This is a genomic window from Ferrovibrio sp., from assembly GCF_019636075.1.
Lineage (GTDB): Bacteria > Pseudomonadota > Alphaproteobacteria > Ferrovibrionales > Ferrovibrionaceae > Ferrovibrio.
In genome coordinates this window covers 168666-184417 of record NZ_JAHBYG010000002.1, presented here as the reverse complement: position 1 = coordinate 184417, position 15752 = coordinate 168666, and the positions used below count along the sequence as shown (strand labels likewise).

Below are 15752 nucleotides of genomic sequence, written 5' to 3'. Positions count from 1 at the left end.
TGCCCTGATGGCCTTTGCCTCGTTACGCGACTTTATCGACCAGCTGGAAAGCCGCGGCCGGCTGGTGCGGGTACGCGAGCCGGTTTCCACCGTATTGGAAATGACGGAAATCCAAACCCGCCTGCTGGCCGAGCAAGGTCCGGCGGTATTGTTCGAGAATCCCATCCGCGCCGACGGCACACCCAGTGACATTCCGGTGCTGGTGAACCTGTTCGGTACCGTCGAGCGCGTTGCCTGGGGCATGAACCGCGAGCCGCATCAATTGCGCGAGGTGGGCGAGACTCTGGCCTTCCTACGCCAGCCCGAACCGCCCGGCGGATTCCGCGAGGCTTTGGGCATGTTGCCGCTGGTGAAAACCGTGATGGCGATGCAGCCGCGCACATTGAGCGACGGCCCGGTGCACGAGATCGTGCTGCAAGGCGACGATATCGACCTGAATGCCCTGCCGATCCAGACCTGCTGGCCCGGCGAGCCGGCCCCGCTGATCACCTGGCCGCTGGTCGTCACCAAAGGACCGAGCAACACGAAGCAGGATAGCTTCAATCTCGGCATCTACCGCATGCAGGTGCTGAACCGCAAGCAGACGCTCATGCGCTGGCTCAAGCATCGCGGCGGCGCCCAGCAGCATGCGCGCTGGAAACAGGCGGGAAAGATGGAACCTTTCCCGGCGGCCGTGGTGATCGGCGCCGATCCCGGCACCATATTGGCCGCCGTGACGCCGGTGCCGGACACGCTGTCGGAATACCAGTTCGCCGGCCTGCTGCGCGGCAAGAAAGTGGATCTGGTGGATTGCCGCACCGTGCCGCTGAAAGTGCCTGCCGAGGCCGAGATCGTGCTGGAAGGCCATGTCAGCCTCGCCGATTACCGCGATGAAGGCCCCTATGGCGACCATACCGGCTATTACAATTCGGTGGAGCAATTCCCGGTTTTCACCGTGAGTGCCATCACCCGTCGGCGCAAACCGATTTACCTGAGCACCTTCACCGGCCGCCCGCCGGATGAACCCAGCGTGCTGGGCGAAGCGTTGAACGATGTGTTCGTGCCGCTGCTGCGCCAGCAATTTCCCGAGATCGTGGATTTCTGGCTACCGCCGGAAGGCTGCTCTTACCGCGTGGCCGTGGTCAGCATCAAGAAAGCCTATCCCGGCCATGCCAAGCGGGTGATGATGGGCGTGTGGTCGTTCCTGCGCCAGTTCATGTACACCAAATGGGTGATCGTGGTGGACGACGACATCAACACCCGTGACTGGAAGGATGTGGTCTGGGCGATCTCCACCCGTATGGACCCCGCGCGCGACATCACCCTGATCGAGCATACCCCGATCGACTACCTGGATTTCGCCTCGCCGGAATCCGGTCTGGGCAGCAAGATTGGCCTGGATGCCACCAATAAATGGCCGCCCGAAACCAAGCGGGAATGGGGCGAAAAGCTCTATATGGCCGAAGATGTGGTGCGGACCGTGACCGAAAAATGGTCCCGCCTGGGCCTGCCTGGCAGCGGCAAACCGATCTGGAAATAACCGCAAACCCTCCTATCTAATGGAAATTCGGCCCCTCGCCCTTTAGGGGTGGCCGCGCTATCCTGTTGCCCGACCTTTGGAGACGCGGCCTTATGGCTCTTTGGCAAAAAATGCACGACATGATCTGCGGCGAGGATTGCAGATCCCTGCCCGACAATGAGCGTGCCCGGCTGACGGCAGCCTATGCCAGCGAAGAATACGAGGGCTTGCGGCTGGCTATCGGCTTGCGCTTCGTGGTTCTGGCTATCGTGGCCCTGATGGTTTCGCTAGAAATGCGCTGGCCGATGTCGCTGAATTTCTATCCATACATCATTGCGCTCGGGCTTTCCGGTTATCTGCAATTGCTGTTGCGCCGCCCCGGCACAGACCGCCCCTGGATGCATTGGGTTTTTCCGCTATTCGACATGGCGATGGTCGGCGCGGCCATCGCCATGCCCAATCCATTCGATGTGACCCCGCTGCCACCGCCGATGCGACTGGGCTTCGATACCATCCTGTATCTCACGCTGTTCCTCTCGCTTTCCGTGCTGGGACAATCGGCGCGCATGGTGTTCATCTCCACCATCGCTGCCATCGCGGTTTGGATGGCAGCGACTTTTTATGTGGCGCTGCAGCCGGGCGTGGATATTGCACCGCTGAATGCCAGCGTTGCGCAAATGCCGCTGCTGGAACGCTTGAGCTGGCTGACCGATCCCTGGCGCATGTCGTATGGAGAAATGGCCCGGCGACTGGTGTTGCTAGGCATGATCGGCGGCGTGCTCACCATCGCGGTGATCCGTGGCCGACATCTGGTGGCGCGCCAGATCGAAACCGAACGGGCAAGGCGCAACCTGGCTCGGCATTTCTCGCCGCACATGGCCGAGGAGCTGGCGCGGATGGATGATCCGCTAGGCGCGGTGAAACAGCAGGAAGCCGCCGTGCTGTTTGCCGATCTGGTGGGCTTCACCCGCCTGACCGATGAGATGACGCCGCAACAGACCATTGCGCTGCTGCGCGAAGTGCATCGGCGCCTGGCGCAAGCGGTATTCGAGCAGCAGGGCACCCTGGATAAATATCTAGGCGACGGCATCATGGCCTCGTTCGGCACACCCAGTCCTGGCCCGCGCGATGCCTCCGCCGCCCTGCTGGCCGCCCGCGCCATGCAGGCCGGCATCGAGCAACTGAACGCCCAGCGTGCGCTGATGCGCATGCCGCCGCTGCAACTGGCCATCGGCATTCATTATGGCCCGGTCACCCTGGGTAATATCGGCGATGAGAATCGTGTGGAATATGCCCTGGTAGGCGAAACCGTGAATGTGGCCCACCGCCTGGAGCAGATGACGCGCAACCTGAATGCCTCGATCTGCCTGAGCCAGGCCTTCGTGGATCGTCTGATGCAGGAAGTGCGTAACGATCCTGGCCCGCTGGGCGACATGACCGAGTTACGACCGCAACCGATCCGCGGCCTGCGCGAGATGATGCCGATCTGGATTCAACCGCGACACCGCGGCGATGCTCCGTCGGAGGCCCATAATCTCGGCAGCAGCGAAGCGCATGATGCGGCTGGCGCGTTGCCTTCGCCTACCATCCACTGAGCCGCGCGATGCTATTTCCGTCGCGCAAATCAGCGCCGTCCGATGCCGCGCCCGCAGATATCCTGCCCTGGTGGCATCCCTGGCTGCTGCTGCGTGGCGCGTGGAATCTCGGCTTCTCGATAGCCCTGGGTGCAGCCATCGGCGGCATACTGGTTGATCTTGCCGCCCAGATCGCCGCCCGGCTGCTGGGCGGCGCCTGGCAGGATTGGGGCGAAAGCTTTGCCTGGGCAGGCTGGGCTTTGGGCACCGTCATCGCCTTTGTCTGCTTTATGGCCTATCGTATGGATGATCGTGTGGAATGATATGATGTTTGACCGTAAAGCCCGCGCCGCTGAGGCGCAGAACCTGCTTGCAGATATCATCGCCGCCGCCCGCAAGGCCGGGGCCGACAACGCCGATGCGCTCTACAGCGAAAGCCGCTCGCTCTCTGCCGGCGTCCGGCTAGGCAAGCCCGAGGATGTGGAAAGCAGCGAAAACCGCGAGATCGGCCTGCGCGTGCTGATCGGGCAACGCCAGGCGTGCGTTTCCACCACCGTTTTCACCCCGGATGCCATGGCACAGACCGTGGAGCGCGCCATCGGCATGGCCCGACTGGCGCCGGAAGACAAATTCTGCGGCTTAGCCGACCCGGCACAGTTGGCCCGCGACGAACAGGATCTCGACCTGCTGGACGATGTTGATCTGCCGATGGCGGAATTGCTGGAGCGCGCCAGAGCCTGCGAGGCCGCCGCCCTCGATGTGGCCGGCATCACCAATTCGGAAGGCGGCAGCGCCTCACGCAGCGCCGGCCTGATCGCATTCGCTGCCTCCAACGGCTTCAGCGGCTATGGCTTCGGCGGCTCGCACAGCATTTCGGCCGTGGCGATAGCCGGCCGCGATACCGGTATGGAGCGCGATTGGGATTATGCCGCCGCGCCGTATTTTTCCGATCTGCCTTCGCCCGAGGCCATCGGCCGCAATGCCGGCGAGCGCGCGGTGAAGCGCCTTAATCCCCGCAAGATCGAAAGCCAGGCTATGCCGGTGGTGTATGAAAACCGCGTGGCCAACAGCCTGCTGGGCCATCTGGCCGGCGCCATCAACGGCGCCGCCGTGGCGCGCGGCACGTCTTTCCTGAAAGACAAACTGGGCGAAGAGATTTTCGCCGCAGGGCTGGATGTGATCGACGATCCCTTGCGCAAGCGCGGTTTCCGCTCGCGCTGGTTCGACATGGAAGGTGTGGCTCGCCAGACCCGCAAACTGATCGACAATGGCCGCCTCACCACCTGGCTGCTGGATTGCGGCACTGCCCGCCAGCTTGGCATGCAGAGCACCGGCCATGCCTCGCGCGGTATCGCTTCGCCGCCCTCGCCCGGCCCCACCAATCTTTACCTGGCCGCCGGCAAGCTTTCGCCCGCAGAGTTGATCGCCGATATCAAGCTGGGACTGTTCGTCACCGAAATGATGGGCAGCTCGGTGAACGGCCTGACCGGCGATTACAGCCGTGGCGCCGCCGGTTATCTGATCCGCGATGGCAAGCTGGCTGAACCGGTTTCGGAAATCACCATCGCCGGCAACCTGAAGCAGATGTTCCGCGCCATAACTCCGGCCAACGATCTGATATTCAAATACGGCACCGATGCCCCCACCCTAAGGGTGGATGGCATGACCATTGCTGGCCGTTGATCATGCAGCAGGATGCCGAGCTATTATTTTCCGCCGTGCGCGAAGCCGGCGCGCTTGCGTTGAAATATTTCCGCGACGGCGTGAAATCTTGGCACAAAAAACCCAATGATCCGGTATCGGAAGCCGATCTTGCAGTGGACACATTGTTGCGGGAGAAATTGATCGGCGCCCGCCCAGGTTATGGCTGGCTCAGCGAGGAAAGCGGCTTCCTGCACGCCGATACGGCGGCGCCGCTATGGGTGATCGACCCCATAGACGGCACCCGCGCCTTCATTGCCGGCAAGCCGGAATTCACCATCTGCGTGGCATTGCTGCGCGGCGGCACACCGCAATTGGCTGCCGTGTTCAATCCCGCAACCGATGAATTCTTCTCAGCCATCGCCGGCCAAGGCGCATTGCTCAATGGCGCTCCGATCCGCGCCTCGGGCCATGCCGCGCTGGCAGAGGCCAGGCTGCTGGCCAGCAAGCGTACCTTCGATCATCATGGCTGGCTGGCACGTATGGGCAAGGCGGATTTCGCTTATCGCAATTCGATTGCCTATCGCATGGCCCTGGTGGCTGCCGGCAGGTTCGATGCCGCCATCTCGTTGGCTGAAAAAAGCGATTGGGATGTGGCCGCCGCCGACCTGCTGGTGCGCGAAGCCGGCGGCCGGGTGACCGACGCCGATGGCCGGCCGCTGGTTTATGCCGGACAGAACCATCGCCACCCATCGGTGGTGGTGGCCGGGCCCTGGCTGCATGACGAGTTGATCGACCTGCTCAAAACCCGGCGCGACAATCTGGGCGACTGATCCTCTTAATATCCCAAGGCATGCGGCAGCCACAGCACGATGCCGGGGAGCATCACCATCAGCGCCACCATAAGCAGCATGGCCGCCACGAACCAGAAGGCCCAGCGGGTTGTCTGCTCGATGGATATGCCCGCCAATTTGGAGGATACCATCAGGTTTACCGCCATTGGCGGGGTGAATTGGCCGATCGCCACCATGAAGGTGAGCAGAACGCCGAACCAGACCGGATCCCATTGGAAGGCCCGCATCAGCGGCAACAGCAGCGGAATGAAGATCAGGAAGATCGACACGCCATCCAGCACCATGCCGATGAACAACAGCAGCACCACCAGCACAGCAAGCGTGCCGTAGGAACCCAAGCCACTATTGGTGATGGCGCGAGCAATCGGGTCGATGACGCCAAGCGTGGAAACCACATAGGCAAACACGCTGGCCATACCCATGATGGCCAGGATGATGCCGGATGTTTCGGCCGCTTCCACCAGGATCGACAGGATATCGCGCCAACGAATGGTACGGTAGATCACCATGCCGACGAACAGGCCATAGAACACCGCCACCACAGCCGCCTCGGTGGGTGTGAACCAGCCGGCCCGCATGCCGCCCAGGATCAGCACCGGTGCGGCCAGACCCCAACTGGCTTCCCGCAAGGAAAGCCAGAAAGACGGGCGCGGCAGATTACGTTCCGATACGCCAAAGCCATGGCGGCGCGACAGCCAGATCGCCGGCAGCATCAAGGCTAGGCCAGCCAGCAGGCCCGGCACCATACCAGCAGCAAACAGCGCCGGCACCGAGGCGCCCGGCACCATCACCGAATAGACGATGAAGGCGATGGACGGTGGAATCAGGATATCCAGCGAGGCCGCCGCGCCCACCACGGTGGCGGAAAAACCGGGATTGTAGCCGGCGCGCGCCATGGCCACCAGCACCACGCTGCCCACGGCAGCCGCCGTAGCAGGGCCGGAACCGGAAATACCGCCGAACACCATCGCCACCGAAATAGCCACCACCGGCAGCATGCCGGGGCCTCGACCGATCAACGCGGTGGCAAATTTCACCAGCCTTGTCGCCACACCGGAGCGATCGAAGATAACCCCCACCAGAATGAACATCGGCAATGCCAGCAGAGGATATTTGGCGATGCTGGCGTAAAAATTGTTGGGTACCGCCAACCAGCCCAATTGGGCCATGCCGATACCGAGGCTGCCGGCCAGCAGCATCACCACGCCAATCGGCGTGCCGGACAACATCAGCAAGACGAAGACTGCGAAGATCGCTAACGCTGTCATGCCGACCGCCATACGCGAATGAGATGGATCAGGGCGCGCAGACATATCGCCAGACCAAGCGCCGGCAGCCAGCTGCTATACCACCATTGCGGCAGGCCGATGCCTGGCGATGTCACATCATACTGAAAGTCGTCATAAGCGAATTTCACGCCCAGGCCGGTAAGAATACCGAAAGCGCCCAGGCTCGCCGCCGCCGAAACCAGTGCGAGCACACGCTGACGATTGGCACTGCCCGTGGAAAAAAACAACTCGATCCGGATATGCCGGTCGCGCGACACTGCGGCACCTGCGGCAGCCAAGGTGAGGATCAGCATCAACGCGGTGGAATATTCCTCGGTCCAGGCAAAAGACTGATCGGTGAGATAGCGCACCAGCACATTGGCAAAGGTGATAACCGCCAAAAGCCCCATGGCGATGGCCGCCAGCCAATCTTCCCATCGCAGCGGATGGAAAGGATTCGGTTGCGATGGACTGTTCTCCGCCATGCTGACACTCTCCCAAATCTATCGTCGCCCTTAAAAGCAAAGGCCGGGATACCCGGCCTTTGCCCTATTATGCTGAATCAGACCTAAGCGGCGCGCATTAAGCCTTTTTGCGGGCGGCCACTGCCGCTTCCGCCTTCTTCACCAGATCGGCACCGATCTGCTGCACCCACTTATCGTAGGAGGGCTTTACGGCAGCCTTGAAAGCGTTCTTCTCGGCGTCGGTCAGCTCAGTGACCTTCACGCCCAGCGCTTCCACTTCCTTCACCATAGACTGGTCGGCGCCGGAAAGGCCCTTGCGTGCAATGGCGATTTCCTGCTTGCCGGCATCAACGGCCGCCTGCTTGACGATATCCCGATCCTTGGCATCCCAAGAAGCCCAAATATCCTTGTTGGCCACGAAGATCAGCGGATCGGCCACGTAGCCCCAGCGCGTGACGAATTTCTGCGACAGGGTATGCAGCTTCGCCGCCGTGAAGATATGCATGGGATTTTCCTGGCCTTCCACAGCACCGGAAGCCAAAGCCGGCTGCGCATCGGCCCAACTCATCTGGGTGGGATTGGCGCCCAGGGCGGTGAAGGTGTCGTTGAAGATCGGCGAACCCACAACGCGGAACTTCAGGCCCTTCATATCGGCCGGCGTGCGGATTTCGCGCTTGGAATTGGTCACTTCGCGGAAGCCATTCTCGCCCCAGCCTAGAACCTGCACGCCCGCCTTTTCCACGATGCCGACAATCTGCTTGCCCACATCACCCTGCACCAGCGCATCCAGGCCGGCATGATCTTGCGCCAGGAAGGGCAGCGAGAACAGGTTCAACTCGCGCACCTGCGGCGACCAGTTGATGGTCGAGCCCAGCGCCAGATCGATCACGCCCTGGCGGATCGCAGTGAATTCGCGGGTCTGATCGCCGCTCACCAGCGACACGCCCGGATACATCTTGATGTTGATGCGGCCAGCAGTGCGCTCACGCACCAGATTGCCGAAAATCTCGCCGCCCTGGCCCCAAGGGAAAGGCAGGCCCACCACGGTGGAAAGCTTGTATTCGTCCTTATACTTGCTCTGCGCCACGGCCGAGCGGCTGAACACGTAGGGCGCAGCAGCCAGCGCGCCACCGGCCACACCGACCTTCAACAACGAACGACGATTGATCATTTTTATTTCCTCCAATTGCCTGTTTTATGAAACTGTTTTCCCGGCTGGAATACCATCGATAAGCGGCATCCCCTGATTTGTACTCTTACAACTTATGACTGCCCCTGCCAATACCCGCTTAACGACCCAGCAGGGCACGCGCCTTGGCAGCAATGACTGCCGGTGTTACCCGCACCGCTGCCTCAAGATTGGGCGCGTAACCAACCGGTGCCCGCTTTGCCCCCAACCGTGCCAGCTTTGCATTGCCAGCCTCTGCCAGAGTGGCGGCAATTTCAGCACCGAAACCTGCCGCCTGCACCGCCTCATGGGCAATCAGCACATGTCCGGTTTTTGCCGCAGATGCGAAGACTGCATCGCGATCCCAGGGCCAGATGGTGCGCAAGTCGATCATCTCGGCCTGAATACCCTCAGCCGCCAGCGCCTCGGCCGCTTCCAGCGACCAATGCACCGCCTTGCTCCAACTGACGATGGTGATGTCGCTGCCCACGCGGCGGATCGCCGCCTTGCCGATCTCGGTCCGTTGATCGGCGTCCACCTCGCCTTGCAGCGGCCAGAGTTCCTTATGCTCGAAATAGGCCACCGGATCGCCACAGGCGATGGCGGCTTTCAACAGTGCATGATTATCCTGCGGCGTTGCCGGAGCCAGCACAACCAGGCCCGGTACATGGGCGAACCAGCTTTCAAGCGATTGCGAATGCTGGGCCGCCGATGAAGTCCACACGCCGATCGGCATGCGGATCACAGCAGGCACGCGGCCCTGCCCGCCAAACATGAAGCGGTTCTTCGCCGCTTGATTCACGATCTCGTCCATGGCGCAAAGTGCGAAGTCGATCACCCGCATCTCCACCACCGGCTTGAGGCCGGTCAGCGCCATGCCTACGGCGGCGCCGACGATTGTGGCTTCCGAAATCGGCGTATCGATCACCCGTTCGGGGCCGAATGCCGCCAGCAGCCCTGCATATTGACCGAAGATGCCGCCTCGGCCCAAATCCTCGCCCAATGCCACAATGGCGGGATCGGCACGCATGGCGTCGTTCAAGGCCGAAGCCGCGGCAGCGGCATAGGTCATCACAGCCATTGCCCGGCTCCCATGCTCTGGATTTCAGTGAAGGCCGCGGCGTCATCGGGCCAAGCAGCTCCATCGGCACTGGCCACCGCAGCAGCCACTTCCTCGCGCGCCGCCTGCATGATGGAGTCTACATCGGCCACATTGATGCCAAGCTGTATAAGCTTGCGCGCTGCCAGCACCAGCGGATCATGCTCCAGGGCGGCTTCCAGCTCCTTCGGATCGCGATAGGCTGCCGGATCCACCGAAACATGGCCCTTGAAGCGATAGGTGCGCGCATGCAGCAAAGCCGGGCCTTTACCCTGGCGGATATCGGCAATCAGCGCGCGAGCGGTCTCGCTCACCGCCCCCACATCGTTGCCATCAACGGTTTCCGCTACGAGGCCATGCGCGCGCGCGCGCGCCGCAGCCCCCTCGCCGGCAGACATCGCACCGGTCTTGGTGGTGGCCGACCATTGATTGTCTTCACACACGAATAGCAGCGGCAGCTTGAAGGCCGCGGCCCAGTTCAGACTTTCGGCAAATGGGCCGCGATTGATCGCGCCATCGCCAAAGAACGTGACCGCGATGGCATCCGGATTGCCGTGGCTGGCGCGTATCTTGATGGATTGCGCAGCCCCAACGGCAATCGGAATCCCCGCCGCTACCACGCCATTGGCCCCCAGCATCCCCACCGAAAAATCCGCGATATGCATCGAGCCGCCGCGTCCGCCGCAAAAGCCGGTGGCCTTGCCGAACAGCTCATGCATCATGCCGGCAAGATCGGCGCCCTTGGCCAAGGTATGGCCATGGCCGCGATGGGTCGAGGTCATATAATCCGCCGGGCGCAGATGGGCGCAAACGCCGGCCGGCACAGCCTCCTGGCCGGTGGAGAGGTGCAACGGGCCGCGTACATGCGCCGTGCTGCCGGCAGCCTGGCCAAACGCGGCCACACCGCCCTTGCTGGCGATTTCGGCTGCGTCCTCGAAGGCGCGGATGCGGCACATCATGGCGTAGAGCGCCCGCAGATGCGACAGAGGTATGTTGGATTGGCTCACTGGCTTCCCGGCATTTATATTTCTAAGGGCCGGCAGGCTAGCCCATCGTAGGTATACGAATCAATTGTCAGGAAGCGCGATAAGGGCATTTTTCAACTTTTGAGGATTTCACCGCTGATAATCATCTTGCGCACCTCGGTGGTGCCGGCGCCGATTTCCAAAAGCTTGGTGGCGCGGAACAGCCGGTTGATCTCCGCCTCCCAGATATAGCCGCTGCCGCCATGGATCTGCACGGCATGATCCAGCACGCGGTTCATGGTATCGGCGGCATACATCACGGATGCTGCGGTCAGTGCATGAACATTGCCGCGTCCGCCGCCGCCCACTTCCAATGCATTGGCATCCATTAGCACCTTGTAGGTGAAGCTGCGCATGGTTTCGATCATCACATACATCTCGGCCACGCGAGACTGGATCATCTGGAAATCGGCAATGGGTCGGCCGAATTGCTTGCGGGTGCGGGCATAATCAATGCTGAGTTCAAGCGCCCGCTCGCAAATGCCAAGGCAGATCGGCGAGATCATGGCGCGCTCCAGATCCAGCCCGCTCATCACCACCGATACGCCGCGATTTTCGCCGCCCACCAGATTGGCCGCCGGCACCCGGCAATCATCGAACACCAGTTCGGCGGTCTGGCTGCCGCGGAATCCCATCTTCACCAATTTCTGCGCTACGCGAAAACCGGGGAAATCCTTCTCAACGATGAAAGCCGAGATTCCCTTGGCCGATAGCTCCGGCGAGGTTTTGGCATAGACCAGCAGCACATCGGCAACAGGCCCGTTGGTGATATAGATCTTGCCGCCATTCAGCAGATAATGATCGCCATCGCGGCGCGCCGTCGTGCGCATAGAACCCAGCGCATCCGAACCGGCACCCGGCTCGGTTAAGCCCAAAGCGCCGGTCTTGCTGCCATCGCACAGGCCCGGCAAGTATTTCGCCCGCAATTCATCATCGGCATTACGGTAGATGTTGTTCAGGCAGAGATTCTCATGCGCCACCCAGCTCAGCGCCAGGGCATGGTTCCAACGCGAAAAAGCTTGCAGGATCAAGCCGCTGGTGAACAGGTCGGAGCCCACGCCACCGTATTTCGGATCCACCGTGATGCCGAAATAGCCGGCCTTACCCAGCTTGGGGAAGATATCCTGCGGCCACCATTCTTCGTTATCCATGCGCTGAGCCAACGGATAAAGCTCGTTGCGGGCAAAGCGATCCGCGGTATCAAGCACGCTTTGCTGTTCATCGGTGAGGCTGAATTGCATGACGTTTCCTTCCTGATTTTTATATGTTCAATTGCCTTTGAAATCCGGCGCACGCTTTTCCTGGAAGGCCCGCATGCCTTCTTTTGCATCCTCGGTGCGCGCCATCATCGGCAGCATCAATTGGGCATATTCCAATGCCTGTAACACGGCCATGTCGCGCATGGCGTGGAAACCCTGCTTCCCGAGGCGTATCGCGCTGGGCGAGCGTTGGGCCAGCAGCGCGGTGAAGGCATCCACCCGCGCATCCAGTTGATCGGCCGGCACAGTTTCGTTGACAATACCCCAATCCATCGCGCGGGCCGCGGAGATCGGTTCACCGGTCATGCAAAGCTCCATGAAACGGCGCAACGGCGTCACACGCAGCATGTAGGGCATGATCATCATGGGAAACAGGCCGATCTTGCTTTCCGGCACGCCGAACGTGGCCGCATCGGAGGCAATCGCCATATCGCAGGCACAAACCAGGCCGAATCCACCGGCCAATGCATGGCCATTCACCCGCGCGATGATCGGCAGATCGCATTGCTCCATCAGCTTGAACAAATCCACCACCGGATTGCGCGGATGCGCCGGGTCGACTGTGAAGGGCGCGCCATCGGCTGCCGGCGCCAGGTCTCCGCCAGCGCAGAAGGCCTTATCGCCGCTGCCGGTCAGCACGATCACCCGGATTTCCGCATCGGCTTGTGCCTTGCGAATGCCATCGCCAATGCCCTGCACCACTGCGGCATTCAACGCATTGCGGCGTTCAGGGCGGTTGATTTCTATGCGTTGCACAGCTCCCGATTTACTTACCAGAACCGACATGCTGTCCTCCCTAAAAAAGCTTTTCCGTTGCGGAATTTCCGTGGCCTGACATCATTCCCGGCTTCCGCCCGGCAGCCAAATAAATTACATTCATTAAATGGCCAGACCGAGAACCAAGAAGCGCATCGTCAACCGCCTGCCGCGCGAACGGCGAGAGGCCGATATCCTCGAGGCGGCACTGCACGTTTTCCGTCTGCGCGGTTACGAAAATGCCTCGATTTCGGAAATCGCGGAGCGGGCCGGGCTGGTTGAAGGCTCGATCTATCGTTACTTCCAGAACAAACGCGACCTTGTGATCAAGGTAATCGAGCAATGGTATCTCGGCATGATCAGCGAGGATGAAGCCTGGCTGCCGGGCATTGAGGGAGCGCGCAACAAACTGCGGCATGCGATCTGGCATCACCTCAACGCCATCCGTCAGGAACCTGGCTTGAGCCGCCTGGTCTTCTCCGAGTTCCGCCCCGATCCGGAATATCGACAAACCACTATCTTCGCATTGAACCGGCGCTATACCTCGCGGGTCACCGATATCGTACGCGAGGGCATGCAGGCAGGAGAGTTCCGCGCCGACGTTTCCCCTTCGCTGGTACGCAACCTGATCTATGGCTGCATCGAGCATCACACCTGGGCCTTTCTGCGTGGCGAAGGCGATTTCGACGTGGAACGCACGGCAGATGCCATCACCAACCTGCTTTGCCAAGGACTGGACCAGAGGCCGAATCCCGTTGCCTCACCCGCGCCGCGCAAGAAACGCCTCTAATATCTTCAGTGTCTCCGCCGAGCCGGCAAGCTGCGCCACGGCTTCCGCTTCAGCGGAAAATTGTTGTTCCAGGCTATTGTTCAGGCTGCTCGCCAGCAGGCGTTTGAGTGCCGCCAATGCTCCCGCCGACATACCGGCCAGGCGCCTGACGCAGGCCTCGACCTCGGTCTTGAAAACATCGTCGGCAAATATGCGCGCAACGATGCCAAGCCGTTGCGCGGTTTCCGCATCCATCACCGGATTGAGCGCCATGATTTCAAATGCCCGACGCGTGCCCACCATGCGCGGCAGCGTGTAGGTCAGGCCGCCATCGGGAGAAAGGCCGGATGAAGAATACGCGCTGACAAACCGCGCGGATTTGGCTGCCAGGATCAGATCGGCCTGCAAAGCCAAGCTGAATCCACCGCCCGCCGCCAGCCCCTGCACAGCCGCCACAACCGGCAATCCACCATGGTGCAGAGCAAGCAGGCCTTCATGAAACAATCCGGCCATGCGGCGTACATGAGGGGTGAGATCGTTTCTATGCGCGATGAAATGATCAATATCACCGCCAACGCTGAAGAAATCGCCATCGGCCTCGATCAACACCACACGCAGACTCGCATCCGCCCCACATGCCTTTGCGGCAGCAGAAAAATCCTCGCACCAGCCTATATCAACCGCGTTGCGCGCGGCCGGCGCCGCCAGCGCGATGCGGCCAACGCCATCCTTCGGTGTGAAACGGATACGGCTCATCACACGTCTCCTTAAAGTCGCAACACGCCATAACCCGGCTGGCCGAACGGGGCGTTCAGCGCCGCCGATATGGCGATGCCCAAAGCATTGCGGGTATCCACCGGATCAAGCAGGCCATCATCCCAAAGCTCGGATGTGGAATGATAAGCCGATAGCTGCGACTGATAGGCCTCCAGCGTATCGGCTCGCAGCTTTTCGATCTCTGCTGCATCCACCGCCGCACCGGTGCGGCGCAATTGCTGCAGCTTCACATCCACCAGCGTATTGGCCGCCTGCTCGCCGCCCATCACGCCGATCTGATGATTGGGCCAGGAAAACAGGAAACGTGAATCGAAAGCCCTGCCGCACATGCCGTAATTGCCGGCGCCGAACGAAGCATGGCACATCACGGTAAACTTCGGCACATGGCTGCAAGCCTGCGCCATGATCATCTTGGCTCCATCCTTGGTGATGCCGGCGGCCTCGTAATCCTGGCCCACCATGTAGCCGGTGATATTCTGCAGGAACAGCATCGGCGTGTTGTTTTGATTGCAGAGCTCTATGAAATGCGCGCCCTTGAGCGTGCTGTCGTTGAAAAGCACGCCGTTATTGGCCAGGATACCGATCCGCTGGCCCCAGATGCTGGCATAGCCGCAAACCAGCGTAGGCCCATAGGCCGGCTGGTATTCATGGAAGCGGCTGCCATCCACCAGGCGCGCAATCACCTCGCGCATATCGAAGCTTTTCTTGATGGCATCGGGGATGATGCCGTAAAGCTCGTCCGGATCGTAAAGCGGCGGATCGGCGGGATCGCAGGCAATGAGGGTCTTGGTCTGCGGCGTCCATTGCGCCACGATCTCGCGGCCGATGGCGATGGCTTCCTGTTCACTGTTTGCCGGATAATCGCACGTGCCGGAAACCGTGGTATGCAACGTGGCGCCGCCCAGATCGTCAGCGGAAACGATAGCACCGGTGGCGGCCTTCACCAAAGGCGGGCCGGCCAAAAACACCGCGCCGGTGCCGCGCACGATCACATTGTAATCGCTGAGTGCGGGAATATACGCACCGCCCGCCGTGCAATGGCCGAAAACAAGGGCCAACTGCTGGATACCAGCCTTGCTGAGCAAGGATTGATTACGGAAGATGCGACCGGCCATATGCTTGTCTGGGAACACATCCGACTGCATTTGCAGAAAGCCACCGGCGGAATCGCAGAGATGGATCACCGGCAACCGATTCTCCAAGGCGATTTCCAGGCAGCGCACGATCTTTTTCACGGTGAGCGGATACCAGGCCCCGCCCTTCACCGTGGGATCGTCGGCGTGGATCATCACTTCGCGCCCGGCCACGATACCGATACCGGTGAGGCAACTGGCGCCCGGCGAACCGCCATCATAGGCCATGTTGGCGGCCAGGGTGGAAAGCTCCAGGAAGGGCGTGCCGGGATCGAGCAGCAAGTCCAGCCGCTGGCGCGGCAGCAGCTTGCCATGGCCGGACAAACGCTCGATATCGCGCGCCGGCCGCTCATGGCGCGCTGCCTGCTGGCGGCGATGCAGTTCGGCAGCCAGCGCGCGATTGGCGGCATAGCGCTGACGGAATTCCTCATCATTCGTGCGAATGGCGGATCGGATGATGCTCATGG

The 15752-nt window shown here is 61.3% G+C and carries 15 protein-coding genes; 6 read left to right on the top strand and 9 right to left on the bottom strand.

Annotated features, from left to right (window positions below; all coding sequences use genetic code 11):
* Positions 1–7: 7 nt before the first annotated feature.
* The 5 genes from KF827_RS02020 (at position 8) to KF827_RS02000 (ending at position 5546) form a co-directional block, all read left to right on the top strand.
* Positions 8–1519, top strand: coding sequence for a UbiD family decarboxylase (locus KF827_RS02020; RefSeq protein ID WP_290999125.1), 1512 nt, complete (start codon positions 8–10; stop codon positions 1517–1519).
* Positions 1520–1611: 92 nt separating this feature from the next.
* Complete coding sequence (locus tag KF827_RS02015) at positions 1612–3093, top strand: adenylate/guanylate cyclase domain-containing protein (RefSeq protein WP_290999122.1); 1482 nt, start codon at positions 1612–1614, stop codon at positions 3091–3093.
* An 8-nt stretch (positions 3094–3101) separates the two neighbouring features.
* Positions 3102–3395 carry a hypothetical protein gene (locus KF827_RS02010; protein ID WP_290999119.1) on the top strand — a complete coding sequence of 98 codons (294 nt, stop codon included), beginning with the start codon at positions 3102–3104 and terminating at the stop codon, positions 3393–3395.
* Positions 3396–3399: 4 nt separating this feature from the next.
* Positions 3400–4755: a TldD/PmbA family protein gene (locus tag KF827_RS02005; RefSeq protein ID WP_290999116.1), complete on the top strand. Its 1356-nt coding sequence runs from the start codon at positions 3400–3402 to the stop codon at positions 4753–4755.
* A 2-nt stretch (positions 4756–4757) separates the two neighbouring features.
* Positions 4758–5546 carry an inositol monophosphatase gene (locus tag KF827_RS02000; protein ID WP_290999113.1) on the top strand — a complete coding sequence of 263 codons (789 nt, stop codon included), beginning with the start codon at positions 4758–4760 and terminating at the stop codon, positions 5544–5546.
* Positions 5547–5551: 5 nt separating this feature from the next.
* Here the strand turns inward: KF827_RS02000 and KF827_RS01995 are convergent, their stop codons facing one another.
* The 7 genes from KF827_RS01995 to KF827_RS01965 all read right to left on the bottom strand — a co-directional run bounded on the left by KF827_RS01995 (position 5552) and on the right by KF827_RS01965 (position 12636).
* A complete protein-coding gene (locus tag KF827_RS01995) occupies positions 5552–6835 on the bottom strand; it encodes a TRAP transporter large permease (protein ID WP_290999110.1) in 1284 nt (427 codons plus the stop codon).
* The gene (locus KF827_RS01990) at positions 6832–7320 is read right to left on the bottom strand and encodes a TRAP transporter small permease (RefSeq protein ID WP_290999106.1); all 489 of its coding nucleotides are present in this window, start codon (positions 7318–7320) and stop codon (positions 6832–6834) included. The genes KF827_RS01995 and KF827_RS01990 overlap by 4 nt, the downstream gene beginning before the upstream one ends.
* Positions 7321–7417: 97 nt before the next feature.
* The gene (gene dctP / locus KF827_RS01985; protein WP_290999103.1) at positions 7418–8470 is read right to left on the bottom strand and encodes a TRAP transporter substrate-binding protein DctP; all 1053 of its coding nucleotides are present in this window, start codon (positions 8468–8470) and stop codon (positions 7418–7420) included.
* 118 nt (positions 8471–8588) lie between these two features.
* Complete coding sequence (locus KF827_RS01980; RefSeq protein WP_290999100.1) at positions 8589–9548, bottom strand: transketolase C-terminal domain-containing protein; 960 nt, start codon at positions 9546–9548, stop codon at positions 8589–8591.
* Positions 9539–10573 (bottom strand): thiamine pyrophosphate-dependent dehydrogenase E1 component subunit alpha, encoded by a 1035-nt coding sequence (locus KF827_RS01975; RefSeq protein ID WP_290999097.1) that lies wholly within the window; start codon positions 10571–10573, stop codon positions 9539–9541. The genes KF827_RS01980 and KF827_RS01975 overlap by 10 nt, the downstream gene beginning before the upstream one ends.
* A 92-nt stretch (positions 10574–10665) precedes the next feature.
* Entirely contained in the window at positions 10666–11832 is a 1167-nt protein-coding gene (locus KF827_RS01970; RefSeq protein ID WP_290999094.1) for an acyl-CoA dehydrogenase family protein, read from the bottom strand.
* 27 nt (positions 11833–11859) lie between these two features.
* Positions 11860–12636, bottom strand: coding sequence for an enoyl-CoA hydratase-related protein (locus KF827_RS01965; protein WP_290999091.1), 777 nt, complete (start codon positions 12634–12636; stop codon positions 11860–11862).
* A 97-nt stretch (positions 12637–12733) separates the two neighbouring features.
* Here KF827_RS01965 and KF827_RS01960 point away from each other — a divergent pair, with 97 nt between their 5' ends.
* Entirely contained in the window at positions 12734–13396 is a 663-nt protein-coding gene (locus tag KF827_RS01960; RefSeq protein ID WP_290999087.1) for a TetR/AcrR family transcriptional regulator, read from the top strand.
* Here the strand turns inward: KF827_RS01960 and KF827_RS01955 are convergent.
* Together KF827_RS01955 and KF827_RS01950 are read right to left on the bottom strand one after the other, a co-directional pair.
* Positions 13367–14131 carry an enoyl-CoA hydratase/isomerase family protein gene (locus tag KF827_RS01955; RefSeq protein WP_290999084.1) on the bottom strand — a complete coding sequence of 255 codons (765 nt, stop codon included), beginning with the start codon at positions 14129–14131 and terminating at the stop codon, positions 13367–13369. The genes KF827_RS01960 and KF827_RS01955 overlap by 30 nt on opposite strands.
* An 11-nt stretch (positions 14132–14142) precedes the next feature.
* Positions 14143–15750 (bottom strand): acyl-CoA carboxylase subunit beta, encoded by a 1608-nt coding sequence (locus KF827_RS01950; RefSeq protein ID WP_290999081.1) that lies wholly within the window; start codon positions 15748–15750, stop codon positions 14143–14145.
* Between the last annotated feature and the right edge of the window lie 2 nt (positions 15751–15752).

Coding starts and splice junctions, on each gene's coding strand:
- KF827_RS02005 (WP_290999116.1), top strand. CDS start 3,400: ATGTTTGACCGTAAAGCCCGCGCCGCTGAGGCGCAGAACCTGCTTGCA.
- KF827_RS01950 (WP_290999081.1), bottom strand. CDS start 15,750: ATGAGCATCATCCGATCCGCCATTCGCACGAATGATGAGGAATTCCGT.
- KF827_RS02015 (WP_290999122.1), top strand. CDS start 1,612: ATGGCTCTTTGGCAAAAAATGCACGACATGATCTGCGGCGAGGATTGC.
- dctP (WP_290999103.1), bottom strand. CDS start 8,470: ATGATCAATCGTCGTTCGTTGTTGAAGGTCGGTGTGGCCGGTGGCGCG.
- KF827_RS01995 (WP_290999110.1), bottom strand. CDS start 6,835: ATGACAGCGTTAGCGATCTTCGCAGTCTTCGTCTTGCTGATGTTGTCC.
- KF827_RS01970 (WP_290999094.1), bottom strand. CDS start 11,832: ATGCAATTCAGCCTCACCGATGAACAGCAAAGCGTGCTTGATACCGCG.
- KF827_RS01980 (WP_290999100.1), bottom strand. CDS start 9,548: ATGGCTGTGATGACCTATGCCGCTGCCGCGGCTTCGGCCTTGAACGAC.
- KF827_RS01965 (WP_290999091.1), bottom strand. CDS start 12,636: ATGTCGGTTCTGGTAAGTAAATCGGGAGCTGTGCAACGCATAGAAATC.
- KF827_RS02000 (WP_290999113.1), top strand. CDS start 4,758: ATGCAGCAGGATGCCGAGCTATTATTTTCCGCCGTGCGCGAAGCCGGC.
- KF827_RS01990 (WP_290999106.1), bottom strand. CDS start 7,320: ATGGCGGAGAACAGTCCATCGCAACCGAATCCTTTCCATCCGCTGCGA.
- KF827_RS02020 (WP_290999125.1), top strand. CDS start 8: ATGGCCTTTGCCTCGTTACGCGACTTTATCGACCAGCTGGAAAGCCGC.
- KF827_RS01960 (WP_290999087.1), top strand. CDS start 12,734: ATGGCCAGACCGAGAACCAAGAAGCGCATCGTCAACCGCCTGCCGCGC.
- KF827_RS02010 (WP_290999119.1), top strand. CDS start 3,102: ATGCTATTTCCGTCGCGCAAATCAGCGCCGTCCGATGCCGCGCCCGCA.
- KF827_RS01955 (WP_290999084.1), bottom strand. CDS start 14,131: ATGAGCCGTATCCGTTTCACACCGAAGGATGGCGTTGGCCGCATCGCG.